The 26,870-nt window shown below is 47.8% G+C and carries 16 protein-coding genes; 12 read left to right on the top strand and 4 right to left on the bottom strand.

Annotated elements, in window-relative coordinates:
* The first annotated feature begins 125 nt into the window (after positions 1-125).
* The 3 genes from T3H97_RS18890 (at position 126) to T3H97_RS18880 (ending at position 8,362) form a co-directional block, all read left to right on the top strand.
* Positions 126-1,751: a S8 family serine peptidase gene (locus T3H97_RS18890; RefSeq protein ID WP_328802848.1), complete on the top strand. Its 1,626-nt coding sequence runs from the start codon at positions 126-128 to the stop codon at positions 1,749-1,751.
* A gap of 567 nt (positions 1,752-2,318) precedes the next feature.
* Entirely contained in the window at positions 2,319-7,832 is a 5,514-nt protein-coding gene (locus T3H97_RS18885; RefSeq protein WP_328800563.1) for a S8 family serine peptidase, read from the top strand.
* Positions 7,833-8,011: 179 nt separating this feature from the next.
* On the top strand, positions 8,012-8,362 hold the full coding sequence (locus tag T3H97_RS18880; protein WP_025720797.1) for a prenylated flavin chaperone LpdD: 351 nt from the start codon (positions 8,012-8,014) through the stop codon (positions 8,360-8,362).
* An 8-nt stretch (positions 8,363-8,370) separates the two neighbouring features.
* On the opposite strand, the gene T3H97_RS18875 is transcribed toward T3H97_RS18880, so the two are convergent.
* Complete coding sequence (locus T3H97_RS18875) at positions 8,371-8,958, bottom strand: hypothetical protein (RefSeq protein ID WP_025720794.1); 588 nt, start codon at positions 8,956-8,958, stop codon at positions 8,371-8,373.
* A gap of 223 nt (positions 8,959-9,181) precedes the next feature.
* On the opposite strand from T3H97_RS18875, the gene T3H97_RS18870 reads away from it, so the two are divergent.
* The 4 genes from T3H97_RS18870 (at position 9,182) to T3H97_RS18855 (ending at position 12,706) form a co-directional block, all read left to right on the top strand.
* Entirely contained in the window at positions 9,182-9,553 is a 372-nt protein-coding gene (locus tag T3H97_RS18870; protein ID WP_025720792.1) for a DUF4190 domain-containing protein, read from the top strand.
* A 93-nt stretch (positions 9,554-9,646) separates the two neighbouring features.
* Positions 9,647-10,531, top strand: coding sequence for an RNA polymerase sigma factor (locus T3H97_RS18865; RefSeq protein WP_328800562.1), 885 nt, complete (start codon positions 9,647-9,649; stop codon positions 10,529-10,531).
* Positions 10,506-11,708 carry a DUF4179 domain-containing protein gene (locus T3H97_RS18860; protein WP_328800561.1) on the top strand — a complete coding sequence of 401 codons (1,203 nt, stop codon included), beginning with the start codon at positions 10,506-10,508 and terminating at the stop codon, positions 11,706-11,708. The genes T3H97_RS18865 and T3H97_RS18860 overlap by 26 nt, the downstream gene beginning before the upstream one ends.
* Before the next feature lie 41 nt (positions 11,709-11,749).
* On the top strand, positions 11,750-12,706 hold the full coding sequence (locus T3H97_RS18855) for a DUF5643 domain-containing protein (protein WP_328800560.1): 957 nt from the start codon (positions 11,750-11,752) through the stop codon (positions 12,704-12,706).
* A 189-nt stretch (positions 12,707-12,895) separates the two neighbouring features.
* Here T3H97_RS18855 and T3H97_RS18850 read toward each other — a convergent pair whose 3' ends face one another.
* Both T3H97_RS18850 and fabV read right to left on the bottom strand, forming a co-directional pair.
* Entirely contained in the window at positions 12,896-13,048 is a 153-nt protein-coding gene (locus T3H97_RS18850; protein ID WP_013311427.1) for a DUF1540 domain-containing protein, read from the bottom strand.
* A gap of 295 nt (positions 13,049-13,343) precedes the next feature.
* On the bottom strand, positions 13,344-14,531 hold the full coding sequence (fabV, locus tag T3H97_RS18845; RefSeq protein WP_328800559.1) for an enoyl-ACP reductase FabV: 1,188 nt from the start codon (positions 14,529-14,531) through the stop codon (positions 13,344-13,346).
* A 189-nt stretch (positions 14,532-14,720) separates the two neighbouring features.
* Between fabV and T3H97_RS18840 the strand changes: the two genes are divergently transcribed.
* The 5 genes from T3H97_RS18840 (at position 14,721) to T3H97_RS18820 (ending at position 25,171) form a co-directional block, all read left to right on the top strand.
* A complete protein-coding gene (locus T3H97_RS18840) occupies positions 14,721-20,951 on the top strand; it encodes a WIAG-tail domain (RefSeq protein WP_328800558.1) in 6,231 nt (2,076 codons plus the stop codon).
* A gap of 158 nt (positions 20,952-21,109) precedes the next feature.
* Positions 21,110-21,628 (top strand): hypothetical protein, encoded by a 519-nt coding sequence (locus T3H97_RS18835; RefSeq protein WP_328800557.1) that lies wholly within the window; start codon positions 21,110-21,112, stop codon positions 21,626-21,628.
* A 168-nt stretch (positions 21,629-21,796) separates the two neighbouring features.
* Positions 21,797-22,507, top strand: coding sequence for a response regulator transcription factor (locus T3H97_RS18830; protein ID WP_023989808.1), 711 nt, complete (start codon positions 21,797-21,799; stop codon positions 22,505-22,507).
* A 2-nt stretch (positions 22,508-22,509) separates the two neighbouring features.
* Positions 22,510-23,889: a sensor histidine kinase gene (locus tag T3H97_RS18825; protein ID WP_328800556.1), complete on the top strand. Its 1,380-nt coding sequence runs from the start codon at positions 22,510-22,512 to the stop codon at positions 23,887-23,889.
* Positions 23,890-24,103: 214 nt separating this feature from the next.
* On the top strand, positions 24,104-25,171 hold the full coding sequence (locus tag T3H97_RS18820; protein WP_013311421.1) for an ABC transporter ATP-binding protein: 1,068 nt from the start codon (positions 24,104-24,106) through the stop codon (positions 25,169-25,171).
* A 147-nt stretch (positions 25,172-25,318) separates the two neighbouring features.
* Here the strand turns inward: T3H97_RS18820 and T3H97_RS18815 are convergent, their stop codons facing one another.
* A complete protein-coding gene (locus T3H97_RS18815; protein WP_328800555.1) occupies positions 25,319-26,602 on the bottom strand; it encodes a pectate lyase family protein in 1,284 nt (427 codons plus the stop codon).
* Positions 26,603-26,870: the final 268 nt, after the last annotated feature.

Below are 26,870 nucleotides of genomic sequence, written 5' to 3'. Positions count from 1 at the left end.
CCCCGGCGGAATCTATATTTTTTAAAGGAGGTGAGTACCAGAGGCTATTTTGTGAGCTTTTGACGTAGCTGCCCGGAAGGTTGTCCTTGAGAATTAAAAAACCAAGTAAAGAGAGATGGAAAGTATTGATTAAGTCGAAAAATATCAAAAAGACGCTGTCGGTCAGTTTTACCGCTCTTCTTGCTTTTTCTCTGATTTCTCCGGTATATGGAGATTCCAGCACAGCCACCTCAGCAGGAGCATCGACGATTTCCGCCAAGGTTTCAGCGAAGCTGAACCAACAATTCAGTGCCAGCGAGTATGTCACCTATCTGGTTAAATTGAAAGATCAGGTGGATACGGAGTCGGTAGCCAAGCATGCTTTCCAAAAGGCCTCTGCAGAGCAGATTTCCCCCGCTGCTGCTAAGCTTTCTGTACGTACAACGGTTGTGAACTCCCTCATGGATACAGCAGAAAAAACGCAACAATCCGTGGAAGAATACTTAAAGAAGGAAGTCAATAACGGAAACGTCAAAAAGTACAAGAGTTACTTTATTGTGAACGCATTTGCGGTAACCAGCACGAAAGAGGTCATGGATAATCTCGCCACACTTCCTGAGATCGACAAAATTTTACCGGACGAAAAGCGGGAACTGCAAAAGGTAGAAATAGATAAGGATGCCCAGCCCGTAGTTGAGGAACCGACAGCTGACCAAGCGGTTGCAGATCAAGCCGCTGTAGACACGGCTGTAACGGAAGTGAATGCTCAGAAGTCGGTGGAGGAATCTGTATACAAGGATGCTGTAACTCCTAGCCGGGTTGAATGGAATATCACCAAAGTCAAAGCACCACAGGTGTGGGCCAAAGGCATTGACGGCAAAGGGGTTGTCGTTGCCAATCTTGATACAGGCGTAGAGTATACTCACCCTGCGTTGAAAAGAAAATGGCGCGGTTTGAACGCTTCCGGTCAAGTCGTGAATCCAGAGCTGAGCTGGTATGATGCGGTTAACGGAGCATCACTGCCGACAGACTCAGATGGACATGGTACCCACACGATGGGGACGATTGTTGGCTCGGACAGCAACGGTACGAATGAAGTCGGTGTTGCACCCGGTGCCCAATGGATTGCCGTTCGAGTGTTCAATCCGGATACTACAGACTCCATCTTGCTGGACGGTGGACAGTGGCTGCTTGCTCCTGTAGATAAAAACGGTAAAAAGCACCCTGAGCTTGCTCCGGATGTGGTGAATAACTCCTGGGGCGGCGGACCTGGCCTGGATGAATGGTATCGTCCAGTCACCAAGGCGTGGAGAGCAGCTCAGATTTTCCCTGAGTTTTCTGCAGGCAACACAACTTGGTCCAATCCGGGTGGAGCTGGGTCTGTAGCCAATCCGGCGAATCTACCGGAAGCTTATGCGACAGGAGCCACGGACGTAAACAACAAGCTGGCCAGCTTCTCGCTGCGCGGTCCTTCTCCTTATGGCGAAGTGAAGCCTGAAATTTCGGCTCCTGGTGTAAACATCCGTTCTTCTGTACCGGGCGGAGTGTATGAGGGGGGATGGAACGGTACCTCCATGGCAGGCCCGCATACTGCCGGATTAGCAGCATTACTGCTTCAGGCCAAACCATCTTTGACTGTGGATCAACTGGAGGATGTTATTTCAAAAACAGCGACTCCGCTGACAGACAGCCAGTATCGGACTTCTCCGAACAATGGTTACGGATATGGTCTGATCGATGCGCTTGCTGCAGTCAATTCAGTACTTAACTGAGGATTTTGCAAAAATCCCATAAGCGACTTCCAATGAACAAGATATAGAGCGAAAGATAGGATTAAGAAAGACCCCCGAAAATCCCTTTGAGCGGCTCGTACAGAGATTGCATACACCTGTTAACCGTGTAATGCACTATTGCGTAGCCGCAAAAAGGGGGTTTTCGTACATAAAAGAATATAAAAGTCATAGAATTTCAAGAAAAATGCAAAAAAATGACTTGTATATCTGTTTTGATAACTTTATACTATTCCATAATATATGATTATATATCAATTTTTAATATAAACTGTAATGATATAACATGTTTTTCTTCGAAGTACTCCTGCTTTTTCTCCTTGGTTTCTACTGAATTTCATCGCTTCCTATTAGGATTGTAAACTCACCTATGAAGTACCACCACCTATGAACAGCCAAATATTTTTGTGCCTCTATATTCTATGAAGGAGGTGGTCGCCAGCCACATCGTGTTGCGCAACCCGTGTGTTTGATGTGTAAGGTATGAGGTCTTACTCTGTACAGGTTATTCCAGAAACATTAAACCTAGTAAAAGGAGTGGAGAAGTAATTGATTAAACCTAAACGATTCAAGAAACCACTATCTATCGGACTATCTTTGCTTATGGCCTTTTCCTTTGTTCAACCTGCTTTGGCGAAAAACACACCGGATGGCTCCAAGCTGGAGCTGAAATCAGCCTCGCACAAGATCACGACCGCGAAGGTATCTCCGAAACTGACCAAACAGTTTGAGGAGAATAACTATGTTACCTATCTGGTCAAATTAAAAGAACAAGTTGACACTAACAAGGTTTCCAAAAATGCTCTCCAAAAGGCCTCACTTGAGAAAATAACACCTTCCGCTGCCAAAATGGCTGCACGCAGCCATGTGATCAGTTCTCTGCGCGAAACGGCTTCAAGAACCCAATATGGGCTTGAAAATTATTTGGATAAGCAATCAGAGAGCGGCGGAGTGAAGGAATATAAAAGCTTTTTTATTGTCAATGCATTGGCTGTAACAAGCACCAAGGAGGTGCTGGATCATATTTCGCAGTTGCCTGAGGTCGATAAAGTCTTGCCGAATGAAACGCGTTATCTACAAAAGGTGACAGTTGACAAGCAAGCAGAGGGAGCAAATGCCAAAACGGCTGAAACAGCTGCAACAGCGACAGCAGCAACGGCGAAGTCTGCAACGGTAGAGAAAGCTGTAGAACTGGAGAAGGACGATGGCAAAACATCGGCTAAGCCTGGCAATGCAGGTAAGAACGCTGTAGACCCATCTACGGTGGAATGGAACATATCCCATATTAACGCACCACAAGTGTGGGAAAAAGGAATCGACGGAACCGGAATCGTAGTTGCCAATCTGGATACAGGTGTAGATTATACACATCCGGCCCTTCATCGCAAATGGCGGGGTCTGGACGCGGCAGGCAATGTCGTGAATCCCGAGCTGAGCTGGTACGATCCGCATAGTCATGCGACGCTTCCGGTCGATCAGGAAGACGATTCCCATGGTACGCATACGATGGGCACGATGGTCGGCTCCGAGGAGAACGGAACGAACCGAGTGGGCGTTGCTCCTGGTGCGAAGTGGATTGCAGTTCGGATTTTTAATCCGGAAACGACGGATGCGATTATACTGGATGGCGGTCAATGGCTGCTTGCGCCAAAAGATGCTCAAGGGAATCTTCATCCCGAGCTTGCTCCAGATGTAGTGAACAACTCGTGGGGAGGCGGACCGGGTCTTGATGAATGGTTCCGGCCTGTGGTTCAGGCATGGCGGGATGCTCAAATCTTCCCCGAATTCTCCGCAGGTAACACCTCTCTTTCCAATCCAGGCGGACCTGCCTCGGTAGCCAATCCGGCGAACTATCCAGAATCCTTTGCTACTGGAGCCACGGATAGCAATGATAATCTGGCAAGCTTCTCATTGTTAGGACCCTCACCCTATGGTGAGGTGAAGCCCGAAGTTTCCGCGCCGGGTGTAAATATCCGGTCATCTGTCGCTGGCGGCGCCTATAAAGGTGGATATAACGGTACTTCCATGGCAGGTCCGCATGTTGCGGGTCTTGCAGCACTGTTGCTGCAGGCGAATCATTCTCTTACCGTAGACCAGCTTGAGGAAATTTTGATGAACACAGCTACACCGCGTACAGATAGCACATATCCTACTTCGCCAAACAATGGATACGGACATGGTGTCATTAATGCGCTGGATGCAGTCGGTTCGGTCATGCAAGGTCTGGGCTCCGTGTCTGGTAAAGTTGTAACGGGTGGCGACGATCTGGAAGCACCTGTTCTCGAGCATACACCGCCCGTAGCCGCATTCGAGGGTATTGATATACCTCTGACTGCTCATGTAACGGATGATGTCGGCGTGACAGCCGTTGAGGCATTTGCCAAAACAGCAGGTACGTCAAACTATGTATATATTCCGTTGGAACGGACCTCCGGCGACAGCAAAGATGGTACATATCAAGCATCCATCCCGACTTTTTTGGTGGACAGCGCTGGTCTGGAATACTATATTCGTGTAAATGATTATGGTAATAACGGATTTGAAACTGAAGTATACAAGGTTAAAATCTCCAAAGGCGTAAAACCAGGCTACACACAAGACTTTGAAAAAGACATTGCCGGTATTAATATCGGTGGACAGGGCAGTGTTTGGAAATGGGGAACTCCGACAAGCGGCCCTAAAAGCGCACATTCGGGTACAAAGGTCATCGCGACTAATCTCGAAGGCCAATATCAGGCTAACTCCAACAGTTATTTTATGGCCCCTCCGATTGATCTGACCGAGAGTTCAAAAGGGGCATTGGTCAGCTTCAAGCATTGGTACGATCTTGAAAATAATTCTGATTTCGGCAAAGTGTACGTAGCAACCACAAACAATCAGAATGCGTTTGAACAGGTATTATCGTTTACCGGGACCAGCAATGGCTGGAAAACACAATATCTTGATTTGCGGGCATTCGCGGGTCAAAAGGTATACCTCCTGTTCAACTTTACTAGTGACAATACGGTTGTGAAAGATGGCTGGTATATTGACGATCTGTCGATTCAGGAGCCAGATACCGTTGCACCTGCTGCGCCGAGCAATTTGACTGCTGAAGCAGATACTGTAGGCAACGTCACACTGGCCTGGAATGCTTCCTCCGATGAAGATGTGAAGCAGTATAAGGTGTATCGTTCTACCCAATCAGGCAAAAATTATACTTCCATCGGTACAACCTCAGCACTGACACTCACAGATACCATCACGGTCGGTGGAGCGACCTATCATTATGCAGTGGCGGCTGAGGATTATAGTGGTAATGAAGGAATCAAGTCGAATGAGGCTTCTCTGAGAGTAGACGTGCCGGATACGCTGTATAGCGATCATTTTGACGGCAACTCGGATAATGGCTGGACTCATTCCGGTACTAAGGATGAGTGGGAACGCGGCATTCCCAAGGAAGTAGGACCAGAGAGCGCAGCGTCCAGACCCAATGTGTGGGCAACCGATCTGGATAGCAATTATGAGAACGGAGCTGAATTTTCGCTGGTTTCTCCAAAAATTAATTTGCAGGCTGTACGCAACGCAACACTGACCTTCAATCACTGGTTTGAAATTGAGGCCGGCTATGATTACGGTTATGTGGAAGTGTCTAAAAACAATGGCGACACGTGGAGCGAGCTGGGCAAGTTCTCTCACAACACGAATGGGAAAAAGTGGACTCCAGTTTATTACAATCTGGATAGCTACACCGGCAATGAGATCCAAATTCGCTTCCGTTTGAAATCGGATAACAGTGTCAACAAGAACGGCTGGTACATTGACGATTTCCGTGTGCTGGGTATTCCAGCTGCGACAGTGACCAAGGACATCGTACCTGAGTCGAATATCAAGCTGGAAAAAGCGGAAGAACAATTCCCGCTGTACAAAATTACAAGCACTGAAAAGAGTGAATTCCAGGAGAAAGTGAAGCCGGCAGAAACAACGGTGGATAGTGGACGTGTCGGTCTCGACAGTCTTCCAGCCAGCGCTACGGTTACGGTATTGGAAACCGGACGTTCGGTGAAAACGGACCCGACCACGGGCAAATACAGCTTCACCCATGTAGCGGGCGACTATACGCTGAAGGCTGAAGCCTATGGTTATGTGCCTCAAACGAAAGCAGTCACGATTGAGAATAACAAAGTTATCAGAGCAAACTTTAGTCTTCAGGCCGTACCTCACGGTACGATTCACGGGGTCATTACTGACAAGCAATCCGGTGAACCGATCCAAAAAGCGAAAGTGTTGGTGCTCGAGGATGCACGTATTGCTCCGGTAGAGACGAATGAGGCTGGAGAATTTACGCTGGACGTGCTGGAAGGAACATACACATTGTCCATTTCAGCTGAGAATTATTATAGCGACAGTGTATCCGTTACTGCTCCTCCGAACGGTAGTGTGGAAGCGAATGTCACGTTGAAACCTTTCATCGGGTTCCAAGGAGGCATTGCCTACGATGACGGGACAGGAGAAAATGCTAGAGCCTTTAACGCGGCAGGCAATTCATGGGCAGTCAGAATGACGCCTGAGTCGGAAGTGGCTCAAGTGACAGGAGCATCGCTTTTGTTCTGGAACTCTGCTTTCCCGAATCCGGGAGGAACGGCATTCCAATATTCTGTCTATGACGCCTCCGGTGCCGCAGGAGCACCTGGACGATTGTTGGCTGGTCCATTCGACGGGACTGCCGTACGGGATGAGACACAATGGACGACGGTGCAGCTCCCAGAGCCGGTGACGGTTCAAGGTGACTTCTACATCGTATATACACAGTCTGCTGTAGGCACACAGTCGCCGGGTCTTGCTACAGATGAAAGCAGTCCCAATGCGCTTCGAAGTTGGCAAGGTGTAAGCGGCACATGGAGCCAATCACCTGAGGAGGAGGGGAACTACATGATCCGGGCTATCGTCAGATATCCGGTGAATGCTCCAACGATTACGACTCCTACGAAGGCTACCTATACGCAGGAAGAGACGATTACCGTAACAGGAACTTCTCCGGCAGAAGGAGCCGATATTCAGCTCTTTAACGGTAAGGAGCTGGCTGGCACAACGAAGGTGAAGGATCGCCAGTTCAGTTTGTCGGTTGATCTTCAACCAGGTGCTAATCCGCTAAGTGTTCAAGCAGCGGTATACGGCAAAATAACGGATCGTTCCGAACCGGTGGTCGTGACACTTGACCAGACTAAACCGGGTCTGATCCTGACTTCGCCAGATGAAGGAGCCCGTACGAATGCGGGTGTCGTGAGCGTCACCGGTACGGTGTATGACGAATTCCTCACCGATTTGACGATTAACGGCGAGCCAGCCGAATTTGGAAGTGACGGTACCTTTAACAAGCGATTGCTTATCAACGAAGGTGAAAATCAAATTACGGTGACGGCCAAGGATCTTGCCGAAAACGAAACAACCGTTACGCGCTCGGTGTATGTCGATACAGCTCTGCCGAAGCTTGAAAACATTAACCCTGCTGAGGATGTGCGTATTACTCCAGGGCAGTCGGTACGGGTATCCTTTGACAGTGCATCAGGTTTGGAGGCGTCCTTCCATGTGGAGCTGCCTTTCAACCTGTCCACTTTGGGCCGCAACGATATTCCATTAAATGAGACTTCGTCAGGCCACTATGAAGGTACTTATTTCACTTCATCTTCTCTGAACCTGGAAGGCGGAGTCATCGTGATCCGGGTAAGGGATGCAGCGGGAAATGAAGTGGAGACGGAGGCGCCGGGAAGATTGTATGTAACCAATGGTGGAGGACAGAACCCTGATCCGAATCCACCTACATCCAATGAAAAGCCAGTAGCCATTATTCAGGCTAATGAATCAGCTAAGAAGAACAAAAATGTACAATTTAACGCCAAAGCTTCCCGTGATGTAGACGGTGAAATCGTCAGCTACAGCTGGAGTTTTGGCGATGGCGATACGGCAGTCGGTTCCAAGGTGAAGCATAAATTCACCACAGCTGGAACGTATACCGTGGAGCTAACGGTGACGGATAATGACGGCGCAATCGGTAAGACTGTGCATACAATCACGATCCGTTAACACCCAGTAGGAAATGGAATGCATGTTTTAGAATATCAATGAAGGCCCACAGCAAGCCACGGTTTATAGAGGCTGCTGTGGGCCATTTTTAATTGTCGAACCGTTCAGGAAGCGATACAATGAGTAGAACTCTATAAAGTGAATCGTTTCACAATAATATTTTAGCAGGAGAGGATCATATGATTCATTTGCAAAAAGAAAGCGGACGTATCCGTCTTGTGCTGGATGCCTATTTTATGGGGGAAGATATCATTGTACTCATTTCTGGCGGTGATCAGCCCCATTTGGGAACGATTACAGCAGGGGCCAGACTCGAGCCGATTCAAACTGTGCAATTGCAAAATCACAAGGAATTTTATATTACCGAAGAAATTGCAGTTCGCTTGCGAAAAGAGTTTGCGGGCAATTTTGCCATTTGCTGCGGGGCACATTTGGATCATGCAACCAAGGACGAGATCCGAGTGCTGACAGATATGGCTATACAACTGGGAAAAGAGCTCATTGGAGAACTCAAGCAGGCACGCTTGTAGAGACTTTTTTAAGTGAACTCCCGAAAGAGCAGATTGCGATAGGGATACTTACTAAAGGGATACTTAAAAAGCAAGGCAAAGCCATCGTCCTCAATTTGTACGGATTTCAGCGCAGAGGATGGAATCAAACTACGGATCATGACATGAACTGCACGCTGGTCTTGTCTGTTGATCGCTTTGGCTAAGGCAGAAGCAAAACATGGATTGCGTGCCAATTCGCGATACAGCGGAAAAACGGCTTTTGCGATGGCGCGATGAACTCTCGGCTCAAACGTAAACTGCACAGTCCCCGGTGGAATCGTCGTTCCATTCGTATAATAGAGCATCGGTGGCTGAGCTAAAAAGGAAATAAAGTAGCCGATGCCATTCGTGCCTAAGCCTTGTTTGGCGGCAAATGGAGCTACTGAGCAGAGAAGGGATTTCATCCGATCCAAATTCGCCTGAACGACAGCTCGTGACCATTGAACTGCAAACGCACGGCGAGTTGCAATTGCTTTGTAAAATGGCAGCATGGCAGTGGATATTATCCTAAGTGTGTTTGCATTTAAACGTTTGTGAGGCGAGCGCTTTCTGTGGGATGTTGCACGATATAGCATAGCTCCGACCTCCTTGGCAGGATGCTCTCATGGAGCACAATTGATCTGTAACAGGTAAAATACTGTATGCCCAGTTACCTCAAAAAGTGCTAATATCGCTATGTTTCTTCTTTTTAACGTTCTAATTTAAAAATTCGAAATAAGTACTGTCCTGATTTGTAAGATTGTGGTACCCTAGAACTTATATAATTGCTATTTTTCGTATTGGAGTTGAATTTAACAGATGAGTGATTTGTACAAGGAGCCTCGATCTTCCGATCCTTTTCAGGAGACGAACGATTATAACGCCCCATTTAACCCGCCCCCAGTAGTTCCACCTACCAATAGTAAAGCTGTTGCCTCGATGGTGCTCGGGATTTTATCTGTTGTCATTCCCTATATTGGGTTGATTATCGGAATTGTGGGTATTATTTTGTCCAGTCTTTCCCTGAAGGAAATTAACCGTCATGGCGAGCAAGGCAGAGGTATGGCCATTGCTGGACTGGTATGTAGTATTATCGGTACACTGATTTATACACTAATCATCATTTTTATAGTTATTGTTTTTATTGTAGCGGCCTCCAGTGGGGATCCGGATATTTTTTCAGACATTTAATGAATTGAAGAATGCTTGAGTCAGACAAACCATTCACGATTTGACTATTGGATGCTATGATAAAAGGAGTCCAATGAAGGAGAGTGAAGCCGTATGGCACGTACTCAAACACAAAAAGCGCTAAGCAAGGCAAAACGTGCTGGAATCTATTGCGCGGCACAGAGCCGCAAAACAAATGACCATTATGGCGAGATTTCACAGCACATACGAATGAAGCCGACCAAGCAAGAACAATTACAAAAGGTCAAACACAAGAAGCGAATCGTTCAGAGCGACGCTTCTTTTTTTGTTTTTATCGAGAATTTTTTTGATTTTATAGAAGTTGTCACAATCAGGAAGACAGTATTCGTTATACAGATAATGACGGACACACAAGGAGGTGATCCTATGGAACGGTTCAGCCACGGGGCCAACGACCATACAGAACATGTAGAATCCGTCGTGGAACGCGTCAAAGCTGGCGATCAACAGGCTTATGCCACCATCATACGTACTTATGAAAAGCAGATATATATGTACTGCTATTACATTCTGAAAAACCGCGAGGAAGCGGAGGATGCGGTACAGGATATATTTATCAAAGTATATCAGGCAATAGGTAAATATAGACAGCAGGTTTCCTTTTCGGCGTGGCTTTATAAAGTAGCGTACTATCACTGCCTGGATCAAATTAGGAAAAAAAGCCGCTGGCATCGATTAATATCGATCCAAAAAGAGCAACAGCAACATCTAGATGATTACTATCCATCCGATGATGAACGCGAAGTCGATGAGCTTCTAATGAATCTGAATTCGGAAGAAAGAAATCTTGTGCTGTTGAAAGCTGTTGAGCAGTACAGCTTTGAGGAGATCGGAGAAATTATGGATTGCAAGCCCGCGACTTTGCGAAAAAAGTATGAACGGTTACGCAAAAAGCTGATTCAGCAAAAAATGAAAAAAGGAGGGCTAACGAATGAGCGCATGGCAGGATCAAACTGAACACGAGCAAATGGAGCAAATCCGCCGCACGGTCCAAAATAAGAAGATGCCTCAGGTTAGCTATACGGATGACATTATGAAGAGGTTGGGGGAAATGGACGGGGGGAGCGGGAAGTTAACGTACAAAAAAGGCACATGGACCAAAAGAGTGGCCGTTAGTGCGTCTGCAGCGGCAGTGTTGGGAGGACTGGTGTTGGGAAGCGGTTTTGTGTCCCCAGCTATGGCCGAAACGTTAAAAAACATCCCGTTGATCGGCAGCGTATTCCAATATAATTTTGACAGAAGCTTGCAGCAAGCCAGTAAATCTGGATTGACGACGACACCCCATTTGAGTGTATCCCGCGATGGAGTGACCTTGAACATCAAAGAGGTTATGTTTGACGGAACACGGCTGGTGTTCATGATTGAACGCCAAGGGGTAGAAGATGAGAGGATTATGTCCCCTTATTTGCCCGAGGATGCCGTGAGTGTCGAGGGGAATACATTGGAGAAGGTACCCGTGGAAAAGCAAAAAAAGGGGTATTTGTTCACACCTAAGGTCTTTATTGAAGGACAAAAGATGGTGTACGGTTCGTTTACGGACGCGGTTGGCAAAAAGGAAGACGGCAAGCTCATCGACAATATGGCTATGTATGAAATCACCAAAGGACTGTCGGAGAAAAATCTATCTGACGAATTTGAGATTACAGTAAAAGTGAATGTGAGCGGCTTCCATGAGCCATTTGAATTTCAGGTGCCGGTGAAGAATTTATCCAAAAACAAAATTTTGCTGAAGCCTGATAAGACACAGAGCAGCGGAACGTTCAGTTACACGGTGAAGCAGATCGAGCTGACTCCGGTAACAACCCGTCTTATTGTGGACAGCAAGGGCAAAGTACCGAGCACCGCGGAGCAATCAGGCGATTTAAGCGCGACTAAAATGTATTACGACATTGTGGATCAGGACGGAAATCAGCTGGAGCAACATATGTTAGGTCTGTTCCATCGCAGTCCTGATTCCGAATACCATGAGGATGAAGCATACAGTCCATTTACAAAAACACCGACCTCCATTACGATCATGCCGTACACTATGACGGTTAAGAAGGACTGGTCTGTGATAGAGGATCAAGAGGGAAATTGGGCCAAAACATATCATAAGGATTTGGAAATGACGATCCCAGTCCCATCTCAATGATAAAACAACCCAACCCGGACGATAAAGGAGAGGAAATACGAATGAAGCAATATATTAAAGTGAAGCGTATAATATTCAAATCGGCTATTCTAGCTTCAGTAACTATGATTATGGGTACAGGAGTGACGATTTCCGATACTGCATGGCAAATCCAGGCAGCAGCTGCACAATCAACTGCCCCGGCGGCAAGCGCAAGCAGTCTGACACGGGATGGCGTCACACTGACGGTCAAAAAGGTGAAATATGACGGGATTCGTCTGACCGTGCAAATTGAACGCAAGGGGATCAACAAGATCAGCACAATGCCTCCTTTCAGCAAGGACAAATCCCGGAAGTTAGAAAAGGGTTACCTAATAGATCCTCAAATATCTATTAATGGAGAAAAAATAAGTTTATTGAGAGTCTCAAACGCGGTATTCGACGAAAATAAAAAAATGTTGGATAATACATTAGAAATCGCAATAGACAAAGGATTATCTGAAAAAAATCTGCCAGACTCATTTGAAATGGCATTAAAAATCAATGTTAGCGGCATTAAAGAACCGTTTTCATTTAAGGTGCCTGTGCAGAATACGGTGAAGGACAAACTGGTCCTTAAGCCGGAAAAAACGCAGAGCAGCGGAGATTTCAGTTATACCGTCAAGCAGATTGAGCTCTCCTCGGCCAATACCCGGATCATTATTGACAGCAATGGTAAAGTGCCGAGTACATCCAAACAGACTGGAAATTGGAGTGCAACCAAGATGTATTATGACATTGCGGACCCGCAAGGCAAACTGATTGCTCAAGAATTGATGGGAATTTATAACAAGGCTCCGGCGCTCAATTATCACGAAGTTGAAATGTATGCTCCGTTTGCAACCAGACCCTCTTCCATCACCATCAGGCCGTATACGCTGACCGTCAACAAGAAATGGGCGCCTATGAAGGATGCCCAGGGTAAAGAGGTAAAAACATACCATAAAGACTTAGAAATGGTAATCCCGTTGAGTAATTGACCTTATACAGAAAAACAAAAGAAGCGGAGCGAATCGTTCAGGCAACGCTTCTTTTGTGCTTCGAAAGATTCAATCCATTACTGCAAAAAAGAACTTGATAATAATTATCATTCTTGTTAGAATATCATAAGAAAGAAGGAACCCGGGCATGGGCTCCTTCATTATAAAGCTAGGCTTGAAATCAAAGATTTACTTGGCTTCGAAGGTTTTGCAGTCTGTTTCTTCGGATTTGTGAGTGTCTTCAGGTCTGTTGCTTACGATGTAAATGGAGCTAGCGCTACATTTATTTTCTTGGGCCCAATACGTACATGAATTGACTTCACACAGAACGTCTTTTGCCATGTTGTACACCTCCTTATATGGTTGTGATGGGCTGAGCAAATAGTATCACGGTCAGTCAAGGTAGGACTTGTCCAACTGTGTTTACCCTCTTGTCAGGAAGAGGGACTTTGCTATGCCTACTGGTACAATATCAAATGAAATTTAAAATTGCAATGTTTGCTTCATTTTGCAGTTCAAAGCGGACATAAGTGTCCCTTTTAATTAAAAACAAAAGCTGTCCTCCATGCAGAACGAAATGTTTCTCTGCTGGAGAACAGCTTTTTTGTTTTTCGACATAATGACGATATTAAAAGACTTAGCGCACGTTAGGAATATTTACGATGGGATCAATGTCAGCATCATAGTCTACATCCTCGAACTCAAAGCCAAACAGTTGGAAAAATTCGCGACGATATCCTTCAAGATCGGACAATTCGTAGATATTGTTGGTCGTCAGCGCCTCCCATATTTTTTCAACTTCTGCCTGCACGTCTTCACGTAGTTCCCAATCATCAATACGAATACGTCCTTCTTCATCTACAGGAGTTTCTGGTGCGTACAGACGCTCAGCAAACAGGCGGTAGCTCTGTTCTACGCACCCTTCATGCAGCCCTTTTTCCTTCATTACCTTATATAAAGCAGAAATATACAGAGGAACGACAGGGATAGCGGAGCTAGATTGGGTAACGAGTCCTTTGGTGACTGCGACGAAGGCGCGTCCGCCTGTAACTTTCAGCTGATCATTCAGCTGACGTGCTGTCTCCTCTAGATGATCCTTTGCACTTCCGATACTGCCTTCTCTGTAGATGGCTTGCGTAATATCTGAACCAATATACGAAAAGGAGAAGGTCGTTGCAGTATCAGCCAATACACCGCCTTCACGCAAGGCGTCAATCCACAATTTCCAGTCCTCACCACCCATAACCTCTACAGTTGCTTGTACTTCTTCTTCTGTTGCGGGTTCGAGCGTCACGCTGCTGACTTCCCCGGTGTGGAAGTTAACGGTCTTGTTTGTGTAAGGCTTACCAATAGGTTTGAGTACGGAATTAAACGTTTCGCCTGTGCGGGGATTTGTACGGCGACCTGAAGCGACACTGTAAACCACCAGATCGACTTGTCCCAGTTCTTCGCGAATGGCTTCCACCGTTTTGGCTTTGACCTCATCCGAGAAGGCATCGCCTGTCACGCTTAAGGATTTAAGCCCAGCTTCCTGAGCAGCTTTTTCAAATGCAGCAGAATTGTACCAGCCTGCCGATGCTGTACGTGTTGCCGTAGCGTTACTAGGGCGATATACACCAATTGTGTTGGCACGCGCACCGAAGGCGGCAGTAATGCGAGAAGCCAACCCATATCCGGCAGATGCCCCGATCACAAGTACATTACGGGGTCCCTGGATAGCAGGACGGGCCTGTACATAGTCAATTTGCTCCTGAACATGTTGGGCACAGCCCACCGGATGAGCAGTGGTGCAGATAAAGCCACGTGTTCTTGGTTTGATAATCATGTTATTGTAATTCCTCTCTTCTTGTAGCGATCTTCACCCTTACTATTTTAACTTTTAACTATTTTTTTTCAAACGTGGATTTCAGTAAGTAACCTTTTTACCCAAAAGTGTATCCTTGCACGGGGTGGCAAGTGCCTAAGGGCCTGCATATGATGCTGTAACGATAAATACGAGAAGGGAGAGAGCTGCTTGAAGAATAAGAGCCGCAAAACCATAAGAAACAAAAAGCCGCTCTATAGTGTAATTGACCCGGATATGAATGAATTAAGTATGATACAGCGCGTGAAGCCACAGCCTGCGGAGAGGGAGACAGAAGCAAGACTTCATCAAGTTGCTTCTCCGCCTCCCCCAACCAAAGAGGAGCCGGTGCTACAGACTGTTGTCGAACCTGAAGTCGAGGCTTCGCATGAGACAGAGGTTGAAGGTGCGGATGCAGAGGAGACTCAAGTGTCGATGGAGGAACCCCAAGAGCTAGAACCAGAACCAGAGCCGGAGCCGGAGCCAGAACCTGATCCAATTGATGTGGAGGAAATTTTGAGCAATAAGAAAGCCCCGCATGTAAACAATGCTTTCATCTATACAGACGATTTGAGCGATTTCGCTGTGACGGGTGAGAAGATCGCTCCCGCTTCCATAGATTTCAGCAAACTGAAACAAGAGAGCATCCACACGGAGTCTCTGGCGGATTATGCAGTTCAAACGATTAAGATAGCCGACGGTGCTGTGACTTCTTCCAAGATTGCCCCAGACTCCATTACGGTGGAACATCTATCGGACGCATCGGTGTCAGGCAGTAAATTGCAGGATCGCTCCATCGGTGGTGAAAAACTTCGAGATGGCAGCATCACTCCTGAGAAGCTGGCTGATAAGATTATCAGCGGCGATCATATTGCGAATGGTTCCATTGAGAGCCGTCACTTCAAGCAATGGATCGTGTCTTCAGATATGCTTCAAGATCAGTCGGTTACCTCTGATAAAATTCGCAGTGGTACGATTCAATCGAACAATTTGGCTAATGAAGCTGTTGATAGCTCCAAGCTGGGCGATCAATCTGTGACCACTTCCAAACTGCGGGATGGGGCTGTGGATGGAGCTAAAATCCAAGCTGGCAGCATTGAGAGTGCACACCTGACCGAGCATGCCGTTCATGCAAGGCATCTGGCCCCCGGTTCGATTAATCGCAAGCAGCTATCCAATGGAATTGTGGGCAAGGAACAATTGGAGGAAGGTGTTGTCAGTGGGCGTCATCTGGAGTCTGAGGCAGTGACCAGTACGCACATTCAGGCTGGAGCGATTGAAAGAAAGCATCTGAGTCCTGGCTCCATCGGGGAAGAACAGCTTGGAACAGGCCAAGTAACAGCCCGGCATATCGCGGATCGGAGTATTCAGTCCAATAAACTGGCAGATCAGTCTGTAGGCTCATTGCAAATTGTTGATCAATCCGTCACTTCATCCAAAATATCGGATCAGAGCATTCTCCCACACAAAATTGCCGATGAGGCAGTACTTACCAGACATATTGCAACAGCAGCTATACAAGGGCCTCAGATCTCTCCGGAGGCAGTCTCTTCCGTGCATCTTCAAACCGAAATTATTCGGAAAGATCATATTGCACCAGAGGCGGTTACGGAGCAACATTTGCATTCAGGGGCTGTGACAAGCGAGAAATTAGGGAAGGGAGCAGTGCTGGAACACCATGTGGCGAATCAGGCTGTCAAGGAAAATCACATTGCTTCGAGCGCGATTAAGTCTGACAAAATCGCTGACGAAGCAGTGACGGAACCTAAAATTGGCACAGGAGCGGTAACCGGAAATAAGATTGCATCTCAAGCCATTACACATGCACACATTGCAACGGGGGGAATTCGTGAAAACCACCTTGCCGACAATAGTGTGGGTGGAAAGGCATTGCAGGCTCAATCCGTCGATTCGACCCATCTGGCCCAGAGTTCTGTGCTGAGCAAACATCTTGGGGAAGACAGTGTCGGAACCGCGGCGTTGCAAGAACAGTCCGTTACCGCAGACATACTAGGTGAAGGCGCTGTTCAAACCGCGCATTTGGCAAACGGAGCGGTGTACTCCCACCATTTGCAAGACCATGCCGTTACTTCGTTGAAACTATCGCCGGAAAGTGTAGCCACGGATAAAATCAATGATTTGGCGATTACTGCGCCTAAGTTAGCTGAGGGTAGTGTCACTTCCTCCAAGCTGTCTGCTCGTTCTGTGCAGCCATGGCATATTACAGATAAAGCGGTGCTGAGCAACCATCTGGCTGTTGAAGCAGTGGAGGCGAATCATCTCGCTCCGGAATCCGTCACCTCTAACCATTTGCAGTCTGCTTCGATCCAAACCAAACATCTCGCCCCGGATAGTGTGTCCGGCCATGCCCTTCAGTCGGAAAGCGTCACTTCTGAGAAGTTAGCGGCTAGGGCTGTGCAGTCTTCCAACCTGGCGGAAAACAGCGTGGGACCCGGACATTTGGTAGCACAGGCCGTACAAACCAGACATTTGGCAGCAGGAGCAGTAGAGGACACGATATTAGCCCAGAATGCTGTGAAGTCTGAGCATCTTGCAGCAGAATCCATCCAATCAGAGCACTTGCAAAGCGGGGTCATTCAGGGAGAGCATATTGCATTGCAAGCTATAGCGACTCCGGCCTTACAGGATGAATCGGTCACCTCTGCCAAACTGTCGGAGGGAAGCGTAACTCCCACTAAACTGTCTGCCCATGCCGTGCAGTCCGGACATATTATGGACGAAGCTGTACAAAGCAACCATTTGGCTGTGGCGGCCGTGGATTCGGCACATCTGGCTGCAGGAGCGGTCACTTCGGTGCATATACAGGCTTCCTCGGTGCTCACGAGACATTTGGCCCCGGATAGTGTGTCAGGTCGTGCGCTTCAAGCGGAAAGTGTCACCTCGGAAAAGCTGGCAGCGCGCTCGGTACAAGGAATGAACCTCGCGGAAGGCAGTATAGGCCCTTCACATCTTTCTGCGCAGTCGGTACACACTCGGCATCTGGCAGCTGGAGCAGTACAGGATAGAGCACTGGCAGAGGGGGCAGTGAAGTCCGTGCACATCGCACCGGAATCCATCCAGCCACATCATCTGCAGATTGGAACCATTCAGGGAGAGCACATCGTGTCACAGTCCATATCGACCGATGCTTTGCAGGATGAGTCTGTTACGTCCGACAAACTGGCGGATGAGGGTGTGACTGCCGCCAAGTTGTCTGCCCAATCGGTCCAGCCGTGGCACATTACAGACGAAGCGGTGCAAGCCAAACATTTGTCAGAAGAAGCTGTCCAGTCCAACCATCTGGCCCAGGAATCCGTCAGCTCTGCTCATTTGCAGGCTTCGGCGGTGCTTGCGAGCCATCTGGCCCCGGATAGCGTATCCAGTAGTGCGATTCAAGCAGAAAGCATCACCTCGGAAAAGCTGGCGGCACACTCGGTGCAAGCGACGAATCTCGCGGAAGGCAGTGTCGGCCCTCCACATCTGTCTACGCAAGCGATACACACCCGGCACTTGGCAACAGGCGCAGTACAGGACAGAGTGTTGGCAGATGGAGCGGTGAAATCTGTGCACATCGCACCGGAGTCCATCCAGCCGCATCATTTGCAAATGGGAACCATTCAGGGAGAACATATCGCATCACAGTCCATATCGACTGATGCTTTGCAGGGTGAGTCCGTTACGTCCGACAAACTGGCGGATGAGAGCGTGACTGCCGCCAAGCTGTCTGCCCAATCGGTCCAGCCGTGGCACATTACAGACGAAGCGGTGCAAGCCAATCATTTGGCAGAAGAGGCTGTCCAGTCCAACCATTTGGCCCGGGAATCCGTTAGCTCTGTCCATTTGCAGGCTTCGACGGTGCTTGCGAGCCATCTGGCCCCGGATAGCGTATCCAGTAGTGCGATTCAAGCAGAAAGCGTCACCTCGGAAAAACTGGCGATACACTCGGTACGAGCGATAAATCTCGCGGAAAGCAGCATAGGCCCTTCACATCTGTCCGCGCAGGCGATACACCCCCGACATTTGGCACCCGGCGCAGTACAGGACAGAGCGCTGGCAGAAGGGGCAGTGAAATCCGTGCATATCGCACCAGAGTCCATCCAGTCGCATCATCTGCAAATGGGAACCATTCAGGGTGTGCATATCGCCTCACAGGCGATATCGACCGATGCTTTGCAGGATGAGTCCGTTACGTCTGACAAATTGACGGATGAGGGCGTGACTGCCGCCAAGCTGTCAGCCCACTCAGTCCAGTCATGGCACATTACAGACGAAGCAGTGCAAGCCAATCATTTGGCAGAAGAGTCCATCCAGTCCAACCATTTGGCCCGGGAATCCGTCAGCTCTGCCCATTTACAGGCTTCCTCGGTGTTTGCGAGCCATCTGGCCCCGGATAGTGTGTCGGGTCGTGCACTTCAAGCAGAAAGCGTCACCTCGGAAAAGCTGGCGGCACGCTCGGTGCAAGCGACGAATCTCGCGGAAGGAAGCGTCGGCCCTTCACAGTTGTCTGAGCATGCCGTACACCCCCGACATTTGGCACCTGGCGCAGTACAGGACAGAGCGCTGGCAGAAGGGGTAGTAAAGTCCGTGCATATCGCACCGGAGTCCATCCAGTCGCATCATCTGCAAATGGGAACCATTCAGGGTGTGCATATCGCCTCACAGGCGATATCGACCGATGCTTTGCAGGATGAATCCGTTACGTCCGACAAATTGGCGGATGAGAGCGTGACTGCCGCCAAGCTGTCAGCCCACTCGGTCCAGCCGTGGCATATTACAGACGAAGCGGTGCAAGCCAATCACTTGGCAGAAGAGTCCATCCAGTCGAGCCATCTGGCTCCTGAATCCGTCACCTCTGATCATTTACAGGCTTCCTCGGTATTTGCGAGACATCTAGCCCAGGACAGTGTGTCAGGTCGTGCGCTTCAAGCAGAAAGCGTCACCTCGGAAAAGCTGGCGGCACGCTCGGTGCAAGCGACGAATCTCGCGGAAGGAAGCGTCGGCCCTTCACAGTTGTCTGAGCATGCCGTACACCCCCGGCACTTGGCACCTGGCGCAGTACAGGACAGAGCGCTGGCAGAGGGGGCAGTGAAGTCCGTGCATATCGCACCGGAGTCGATTCAGCCGCACCACCTGCACCTTGGAACCATTCAGGGTGTGCATATCGCCTCACAAGCAATATCGACCGATGCTTTGCAGAATGAGTCCGTTACGTCCGATAAACTGGCGGATGATGGCGTGACTGCTGCCAAAATATCTCCTCATTCGGTCCAGCCGTGGCATATTACGGACGAAGCGGTGCAAGCCAATCATTTGGCAGAAGAGGCCGTCCAGTCGAGCCATCTGGCTCCTGAATCCGTCACCTCTGACCATTTACAGGCTTCGGCAGTGCTGACTCGGCATATTGCGCCGGGGAGTATATCGGTTCACGCGCTTCAGGCAGGCAGCGTGAACGCTGAGAAGCTTGCACTTCGGGCGGTGCGTGCTTCGAATTTGGCAGAAGCCAGCATAAACTCCGTGCATTTAACGGAGCATGCCGTACACGCTCAGCATTTGGCCGAGGGGGCGATCCAAGGGTCCGCACTGGCAGAGGGCGTGGTGCAGTCCAGGCATATCGCGCTGGATTCAATCCAGTCGGAGCACCTGCAAGCAGGGGCAATTCAGCCACAGCATGTAGGCTGGCAGGCGGTGGCTGAGGATGCTATACAGGAAGGAGCGGTGACGTCCAGCAAGCTGGCAGACGGAACGGTACAGTCCCGCCATGTGGCTGAGGAAGCTATTGAAAGCCACCACATTGGAGAGGAAGTTATTGATTCGCATCACCTAAAGCCGGGCTCGGTGACACTGGCTCAGCTGTCCACAGATATTCATCTCTCGGGACTTTTGCCAGAGGAAGGTGTCAGTGGCGACAGACTTCAGGCAAACAGTGTATCTCGTAGCCATCTGCAAGCTCAGGCCGTCGACAGCGAGGTGCTGAGCCCGGAAGCTGTGGGACCAGAGCATCTGCAGGCTGCTGCGGTACAAAGCCATCATGTGGCAGAGCAGAGCATTGAAGGTCATCATCTGGTGGAAGGCTCTGTAGGCTCGCGTGAGCTGGAGCTGAACGCAGTGAAGCCGGAGCATTTGAGCATCACTCCGGTCCGTACTTGTGCGAATCAGCCCGCATTGCAGCAGTTCGGCAGAGCGCCATTTCTTTTGAAAGGCAGTGAAGGAGAGACGGAAGTGACCATTGTATTCGGGGAGCCTTTTGTAAACCCAGACTACACGCTGGTAGCGATGACGAACCACCCTCTCTTTCATGCGACGCTGAAATCTCAGACGCCGAATGGAGCAGTGATCGTCGTAACCAAGTGGAACGAAACCGCGCATAACTATGGTATTATTTCCTGGATCGCCATTGGCTAGTTGAAGATGGTTATTGTAGAACTCATAGCGTGCAGACTCATGTATTTTCTAAATACAGGGCTGCACGCTTTTTCATATACTTTTCACACATTTGCTCCACAATTATCCCGAATTCTCCTGATAAGCTAAAGATACTTTAAAGGAGAGGTGATTCAATCATGAAAAAATGGACTAAAAATGCAGCAGCCGTATTGACCGTAGTAAGCGTACTGGGAGGGGCAACCAGCGCATTCGCCGCTACAGCAACAACGACTCCAGCCAGCACTGCACCAGCAACCAAAGCTCCTGTGTTTACGACTTCGGCTGCTAAAACACCGGCAAAAGCACCTGTGACGAAAACACCTGTGGTGAAAGCACCCGTTAAAAAAGCTGCAACAGCTCATAAAGCAACAACCCAAGCGAAGAAAGCCCCTGCCCAAAAAGCCGTTGCGAAAAAAGTGACAAGCCACAAAACAAAAGCAGTGAAAGTGAAGCACCGCACAGTTAAACATCATGTGAAAAAACATAATGCTGTTAAACACAAAGCAACAGCTCATAAAACTCGTGCACATCATGTCGTAGCTAAAAAAGTGACCCACAAAGCTCCAGTAAAAAAAGTAGTCCCAGCAAGAACAGCCCCAAAAACAGTGAAAACAACTCCAAAAGCAGCAGCTAAAGTAGTAACAACCAAGAAATAAGATTAATGTGTAGCTAGCTTTCAACTCGCCTGGCAGATACAGCAGCGATTCATGATAAGAAAGACGGGACCGGGAACGGTATACCCGTCTTTTGTCTATTTTGCTGGGCTTCTGTTAAGCTTAAAGAGAGGATGGGAGCATCCAGAACAACGGCAAGGGGTTAAGGTCATGACAAAAATAGTAGTAGTGGATGACGATGTGTTCATTTTGCAATTAATATCTGAATATTTGAAAAAAGAATCCTACGAGGTCACTTCCTTTTCCAGTGGTAAAACACTGGTAGAGCATATTCGTACGAACCGTCCGGATTGTCTCGTTCTTGATATTATGATGCCTGGCATTGATGGGCTTTCTCTACTGACTCAGCTTCGTGAGTTTACAGAAATGCCGATCATTATGATCTCTGCCCGTGGAGAAGAAAATGATCGTATTCACGGGCTGGAACTGGGATGCAGCGATTTTTTGACCAAGCCCTTTAATCCAAGGGAGTTGGTAGGAAGGGTCAAAGCGATGCTGAGGCTGAGTAAGGCCGGAATGTCTGCATCGGACGATAGGCAAGCGGCAGAAAGCGCAGATATATGCCATGCGGGCAATCTGTGTATTTTTGCTGACTTTCGTAAAGTCACAGTGGACGGACAAGAGCTAAATTTGACCTCACGTGAATTCGACCTGTTGCTGTTTCTTGCGAATCATCTGGAAAGACCTTTTGGCAGGGAGCATCTGATTCAGCAGGTGTGGAGCTATGATTTTATAGGTGATGTGAGAGTCGTGGATGATCTGGTCAAACGGATTCGCAAAAAGTTGGCTGAATACCACTCTACGCTCGTCATTAACACCGTATGGGGTTTCGGATATAAAGCAACAGTTCAGGAGTTGTAACCATGCGTACGATGAGAGCCAAAATACTGCTTTCCCTGTCCATCGCCATGCTTATTACCGTCTGTATTACGGTCGTTTTATTCATCAGGCTTATCGACGACATTCTGGTGAATCAGGCCAAATCCAAGCTTCATGAGCAGGCGCGCAAAGCCGTCCATATTATGAGCGACGGAGGCTTTGATCGACTGGATAATGCTGAATTGAACTATGTTATCAAGGGCGTGCTTTTATCTGCCGATTACTTTATTTTAAGCACGGATAACCGCATCATCGACTCAAGCGTCTCTGGAATGGAAGGCAAAAAGATCGAGCGTTTGCTTTTGATCCGCCAGGGATTTTTTGCATCGGTTCATCCGTCTCCCCAGGATCTGACCGCTACACATGAAGGGGTAGCTGTGCTTCAAGGTAAAAAGGTACTGTTTACGAATGAAGAATTGCCCGGACAGCCTTTTCGTATTTTTGTATACTCACCCTTATCTTCTTTGCGAGCACTGTATGTACCGTTAATGAGAACCACATTACTGTCTATCATCGCGGGTTTTTTGGTGATTCTCGTCATTGGTCTGATGGTTGTCTCACGTCTGGTGCGTCCGCTCAAACGATTGAAAGAGGCGGTAGGCAACTACGAACCGAATCAGCCACAGGATAGTGATTTTCCGCAGGCGGATAAAAGTGAGATCGGCGAGCTGATCGGTACTTTTCATTCCATGTCCGCCCGTATTCAGCAGCACCACCAGGGTCAAATTGAATTTCTACAAAATGTATCTCACGAGCTAAGGACACCGTTAATGTCCATTCAAGGCTATGTATATGCCATTCAGGATCAAGTGGTATCCCAGGACGAGGGGCTGAGTATCATCAAAGTGCAGTCCCAGCGGTTAATTGACATGGTGGAAAAGCTGCTCCAGCTATCGAGGCTGGAAGCGTTGAATGAGGAATGGCCTGTATCTCTAATTGATCTAAGAAGCATGGCGGAGGATGCTGTTCATCTATTGATGCCGGTGGCTGCTGAACGTTCTATCTCGCTTCGAGTGGAGGGAGAGGGCCTGCATGTGGCCGTTCCGGCCGAGCAATTGTTCCGTATGATGTTGAATTTGTTGCAAAATGCAGTTCGGCACACCTCTACGGAGGTTGTCATTTATTTGGAGATAGGGACAACACCGGAGGTTGTATGGGTTATGCATGTGGATGATGATGGGGAAGGGCTGACTGAACAAGAGGCAGCCGAGGTGTTCGGAAGATTCTATGCGGGCTCGAATGGTGTCACAGGTCTTGGATTGGCTATTTGTCGTCAAATTGCTACCCGATTGAACGGAGAACTACTCTGCACACGTTCGCCATTGGGTGGAGCACGCTTCAGCTATATCCAGCACATGTTATAAATGAGTACAGAAATGGTTAAAAATGATCGTTTTTTCGGCCTAATATCCCATTTATCTAACATAGTATGAGAGGTTTTTGATGATATTTTAGATATAGCTTGACTGGTAGGTACTAAACTGAGTAAAATTAATCGTATATACCTTGACTCCTGGACGTCGTTTTTTTAGATAGTGGTCAATAATAGTGATGAATAATAAATGAAAGAGTGATGAGATGAACCGCCTTTTGGAAGTGAAGGACTTAACGATATCTTTCAAGACCCGTCAGGGACTAGTGCAGGCCATTCGTGGCGTAAACTTTCATGTCAATAAAGGAGAGACGCTGGCGATTGTGGGCGAATCCGGCTCAGGCAAAAGCGTAACCTCACAAGCTGTTATGAAGTTGATTCCGACCCCTCCGGGCATCTATCAAAAGGGTCAAATTATGTTTGACGGACAAGAGCTGATTAATAAAACGGAAAAGCAAATGCAAAAAATTCGTGGTAAGGAAATTGGCCTGATTTCTCAGGACCCAATGACTTCGCTTAACCCGACGATGAAAGTCGGCAAGCAGATCACAGAAGTGCTTTTCAAGCATGAAAAAATATCCAAGGATGCTGCTCGCAAGCGGGGTATTGAGCTGCTGAATCTGGTAGGTATTCCACATCCTGAACAGCGTTTTAACCAATATCCGCATGAATTTAGTGGCGGTATGCGTCAACGTGTCGTCATTGCGATGGCATTGGCTGCTAATCCGAAACTTCTGATTGCCGATGAGCCGACGACTGCGTTGGACGTAACGATTCAAGCTCAAATTTTGGAGCTGATGAAGGATCTTCAGAAAAAGATCGATACTTCCATCATCTTTATTACGCATGACCTCGGTGTTGTGGCAAAGATGGCTGATCGCGTTGCCGTTATGTACGCAGGACAAATCGTGGAAACAGGTACGGTTAATGAAATTTTCTACAACCCGAAACATCCATATACATGGGGCCTTCTCGCTTCTATGCCAAGTTTGGACAGCCATGGTCAGAAGCTGGCAGCTATTCCGGGAACACCTCCGGATCTGCTTCACCCACCTGTGGGGGATGCTTTTGCAGCCCGCAGTTCTTATGCTATGAAAATTGACTTTGAGAAAGAGCCTCCACTCTTTCAATTATCTGATACACACTTTGTGAAATCATGGTTGCTGCATCCAGATGCGCCTGCGGTTGAGCCACCAGAAGCGGTAAAGGCTAAACTTCGCAAGCTGGATAACGCATTTGAAAAGCCGGTTTTGGTAGAACAATACGGCAGTTAAGGCGTGTTATATTTGTAATTAAACAAATGAAAAATAAAAAAAAGGCTGTTCTCTCCGTGTGGAATTATTCTACGGAGGAAACAGCCTTTTTTGGTGTAAAATCGCAGGTTGTATGCGCCTGTGGTTATTTGTGTTAGCAGGTAGTGTTTACAGCTTACCGGAACCAGCTTGGGAAGTGACTTCTGCCTTCACACTGGCGGATGGGGAAATTTTATCGTTCAGCGATGGTTTCCAGCCTACAGAGGTGCTAAGACCCGCGCTGGAGCCTGCGTTAACAGCTTGTCCATTCAGGATTGTGCCCGTATCTGACAGGGCAGTTCCTCCAAAGACAGTCACAATTTTGGCTGCGGATAATCCCGCAACGTCAATGACATTGTTTTCGGCGAAGATTTTGGAGGATTTACCTGCGCCCCATATATACAGTGAAGGATATTCGGAGCGTTTTACATCACCTGTATAGTAATTGTTGTACAGATGGACTTGTCCATACCGCACGCGTGGTGTGCGTTGTACCGTGTTTTCATAATAGTTGTGATGCAAGGTTACACGTAAAGCTCCTTCATCTGCTGTTTTGCTGTCGCTGTTGCCAATAATCGACGATTTATCATGATCGTAAAAGTGATTGTAAGAAGCCGTAACCAGATCGCCTTGGTTAATCACATCAAGAAGTCCATCATGATGCTGGTATTCTTGACCGTAAAACGTACCGTTTTGGCTATCGGGGTGAGATCCATCATTGAAGGTATTGTGGTCTACCCATACATGTGTGGCGCCGTTAATTGTAATGCTGTCATATTCCGAATTCCAGTTGCCTGTGCTGCCGTCTGTTGGGTCCCACTGAGGAAAATAATCGTAGGCATCCTGGAATTCAATATTACGGATAATGACGTTGTCTGTCCCTTTTTTTAGTTGGAGGTTAGCGCCGTTAATGACGGCGTCGCTACCCAGCCCGACAATGGTTGTATTGGACGGAATATCAATGACGACACGACTGGCTTGATTTTTTTGTGAAGCTTCGCGTGCCTTTTCCAATGTGCCGGACGGAGCTTTTTTCCCCCATGTGGATGGGTCATACGCTTTGAGGTAGGCGTCAAAATTATATTTTGGGTCCTTGTAGTCGTTCAATCCTAACGGTTTATTATTGTCATCGACGTTGGCATTGATCGTGCCTTTGACATAAATGATTTTAGGCGCTGTGTTGCTGCTTTTGCCTAAGGCATCGACAAGTTGTTTGCGATTCGTTACGGTGAAAATATTGGAGGTAGTCGCCGCAGCTCCACCTGTTGTGCCTGTAGAAAAGGCTGCCCATCCGTTTTTGCTGCCGAGCGTCTCCTTGCCAATATCGCTGGCTGCATGAGCAGGTGCACCTATAGGAGCCAGAGTACTGAACAGTAGAGCTGCTGCGATTCCGAGTGAAAATCTCTTTTTCATAAAATACCTCCGTATATTGGATTAATGGAGTAGATGAACGAAGGGAGTCCCGGGTGCTCCTGTGGTTTCTACATTTTCTATCATACTTCGCATTCCAGTATTTGTTAATATAATAAAAGTTACATACTAAAATTTTTGTCGAATTTTTTATATAATTCAATAGTCCCCTTCTTTTTCCAATCAATACGTATATGTAATAATGAAAACGTTAACAATCACACGAAATAGGAAATGTATATATGAATATATGGAATTGTTTTTGTGTTTT

Origin of the sequence: Paenibacillus sp. LX16 (genome assembly GCF_036252815.1) — a bacterium.
Taxonomy (GTDB): Bacteria; Bacillota; Bacilli; order Paenibacillales; family Paenibacillaceae; genus Paenibacillus; species Paenibacillus polymyxa_B.
This window is presented reverse-complemented; position numbering and strand designations above follow the sequence as displayed.

Coding starts and splice junctions, on each gene's coding strand:
- T3H97_RS18880 (WP_025720797.1), top strand. CDS start 8,012: ATGATTCATTTGCAAAAAGAAAGCGGACGTATCCGTCTTGTGCTGGAT.
- T3H97_RS18875 (WP_025720794.1), bottom strand. CDS start 8,958: ATGCTATATCGTGCAACATCCCACAGAAAGCGCTCGCCTCACAAACGT.
- T3H97_RS18870 (WP_025720792.1), top strand. CDS start 9,182: ATGAGTGATTTGTACAAGGAGCCTCGATCTTCCGATCCTTTTCAGGAG.
- T3H97_RS18865 (WP_328800562.1), top strand. CDS start 9,647: ATGGCACGTACTCAAACACAAAAAGCGCTAAGCAAGGCAAAACGTGCT.
- T3H97_RS18860 (WP_328800561.1), top strand. CDS start 10,506: ATGAGCGCATGGCAGGATCAAACTGAACACGAGCAAATGGAGCAAATC.
- T3H97_RS18855 (WP_328800560.1), top strand. CDS start 11,750: ATGAAGCAATATATTAAAGTGAAGCGTATAATATTCAAATCGGCTATT.
- T3H97_RS18850 (WP_013311427.1), bottom strand. CDS start 13,048: ATGGCAAAAGACGTTCTGTGTGAAGTCAATTCATGTACGTATTGGGCC.
- fabV (WP_328800559.1), bottom strand. CDS start 14,531: ATGATTATCAAACCAAGAACACGTGGCTTTATCTGCACCACTGCTCAT.
- T3H97_RS18835 (WP_328800557.1), top strand. CDS start 21,110: ATGAAAAAATGGACTAAAAATGCAGCAGCCGTATTGACCGTAGTAAGC.
- T3H97_RS18830 (WP_023989808.1), top strand. CDS start 21,797: ATGACAAAAATAGTAGTAGTGGATGACGATGTGTTCATTTTGCAATTA.
- T3H97_RS18825 (WP_328800556.1), top strand. CDS start 22,510: ATGCGTACGATGAGAGCCAAAATACTGCTTTCCCTGTCCATCGCCATG.
- T3H97_RS18820 (WP_013311421.1), top strand. CDS start 24,104: ATGAACCGCCTTTTGGAAGTGAAGGACTTAACGATATCTTTCAAGACC.
- T3H97_RS18815 (WP_328800555.1), bottom strand. CDS start 26,602: ATGAAAAAGAGATTTTCACTCGGAATCGCAGCAGCTCTACTGTTCAGT.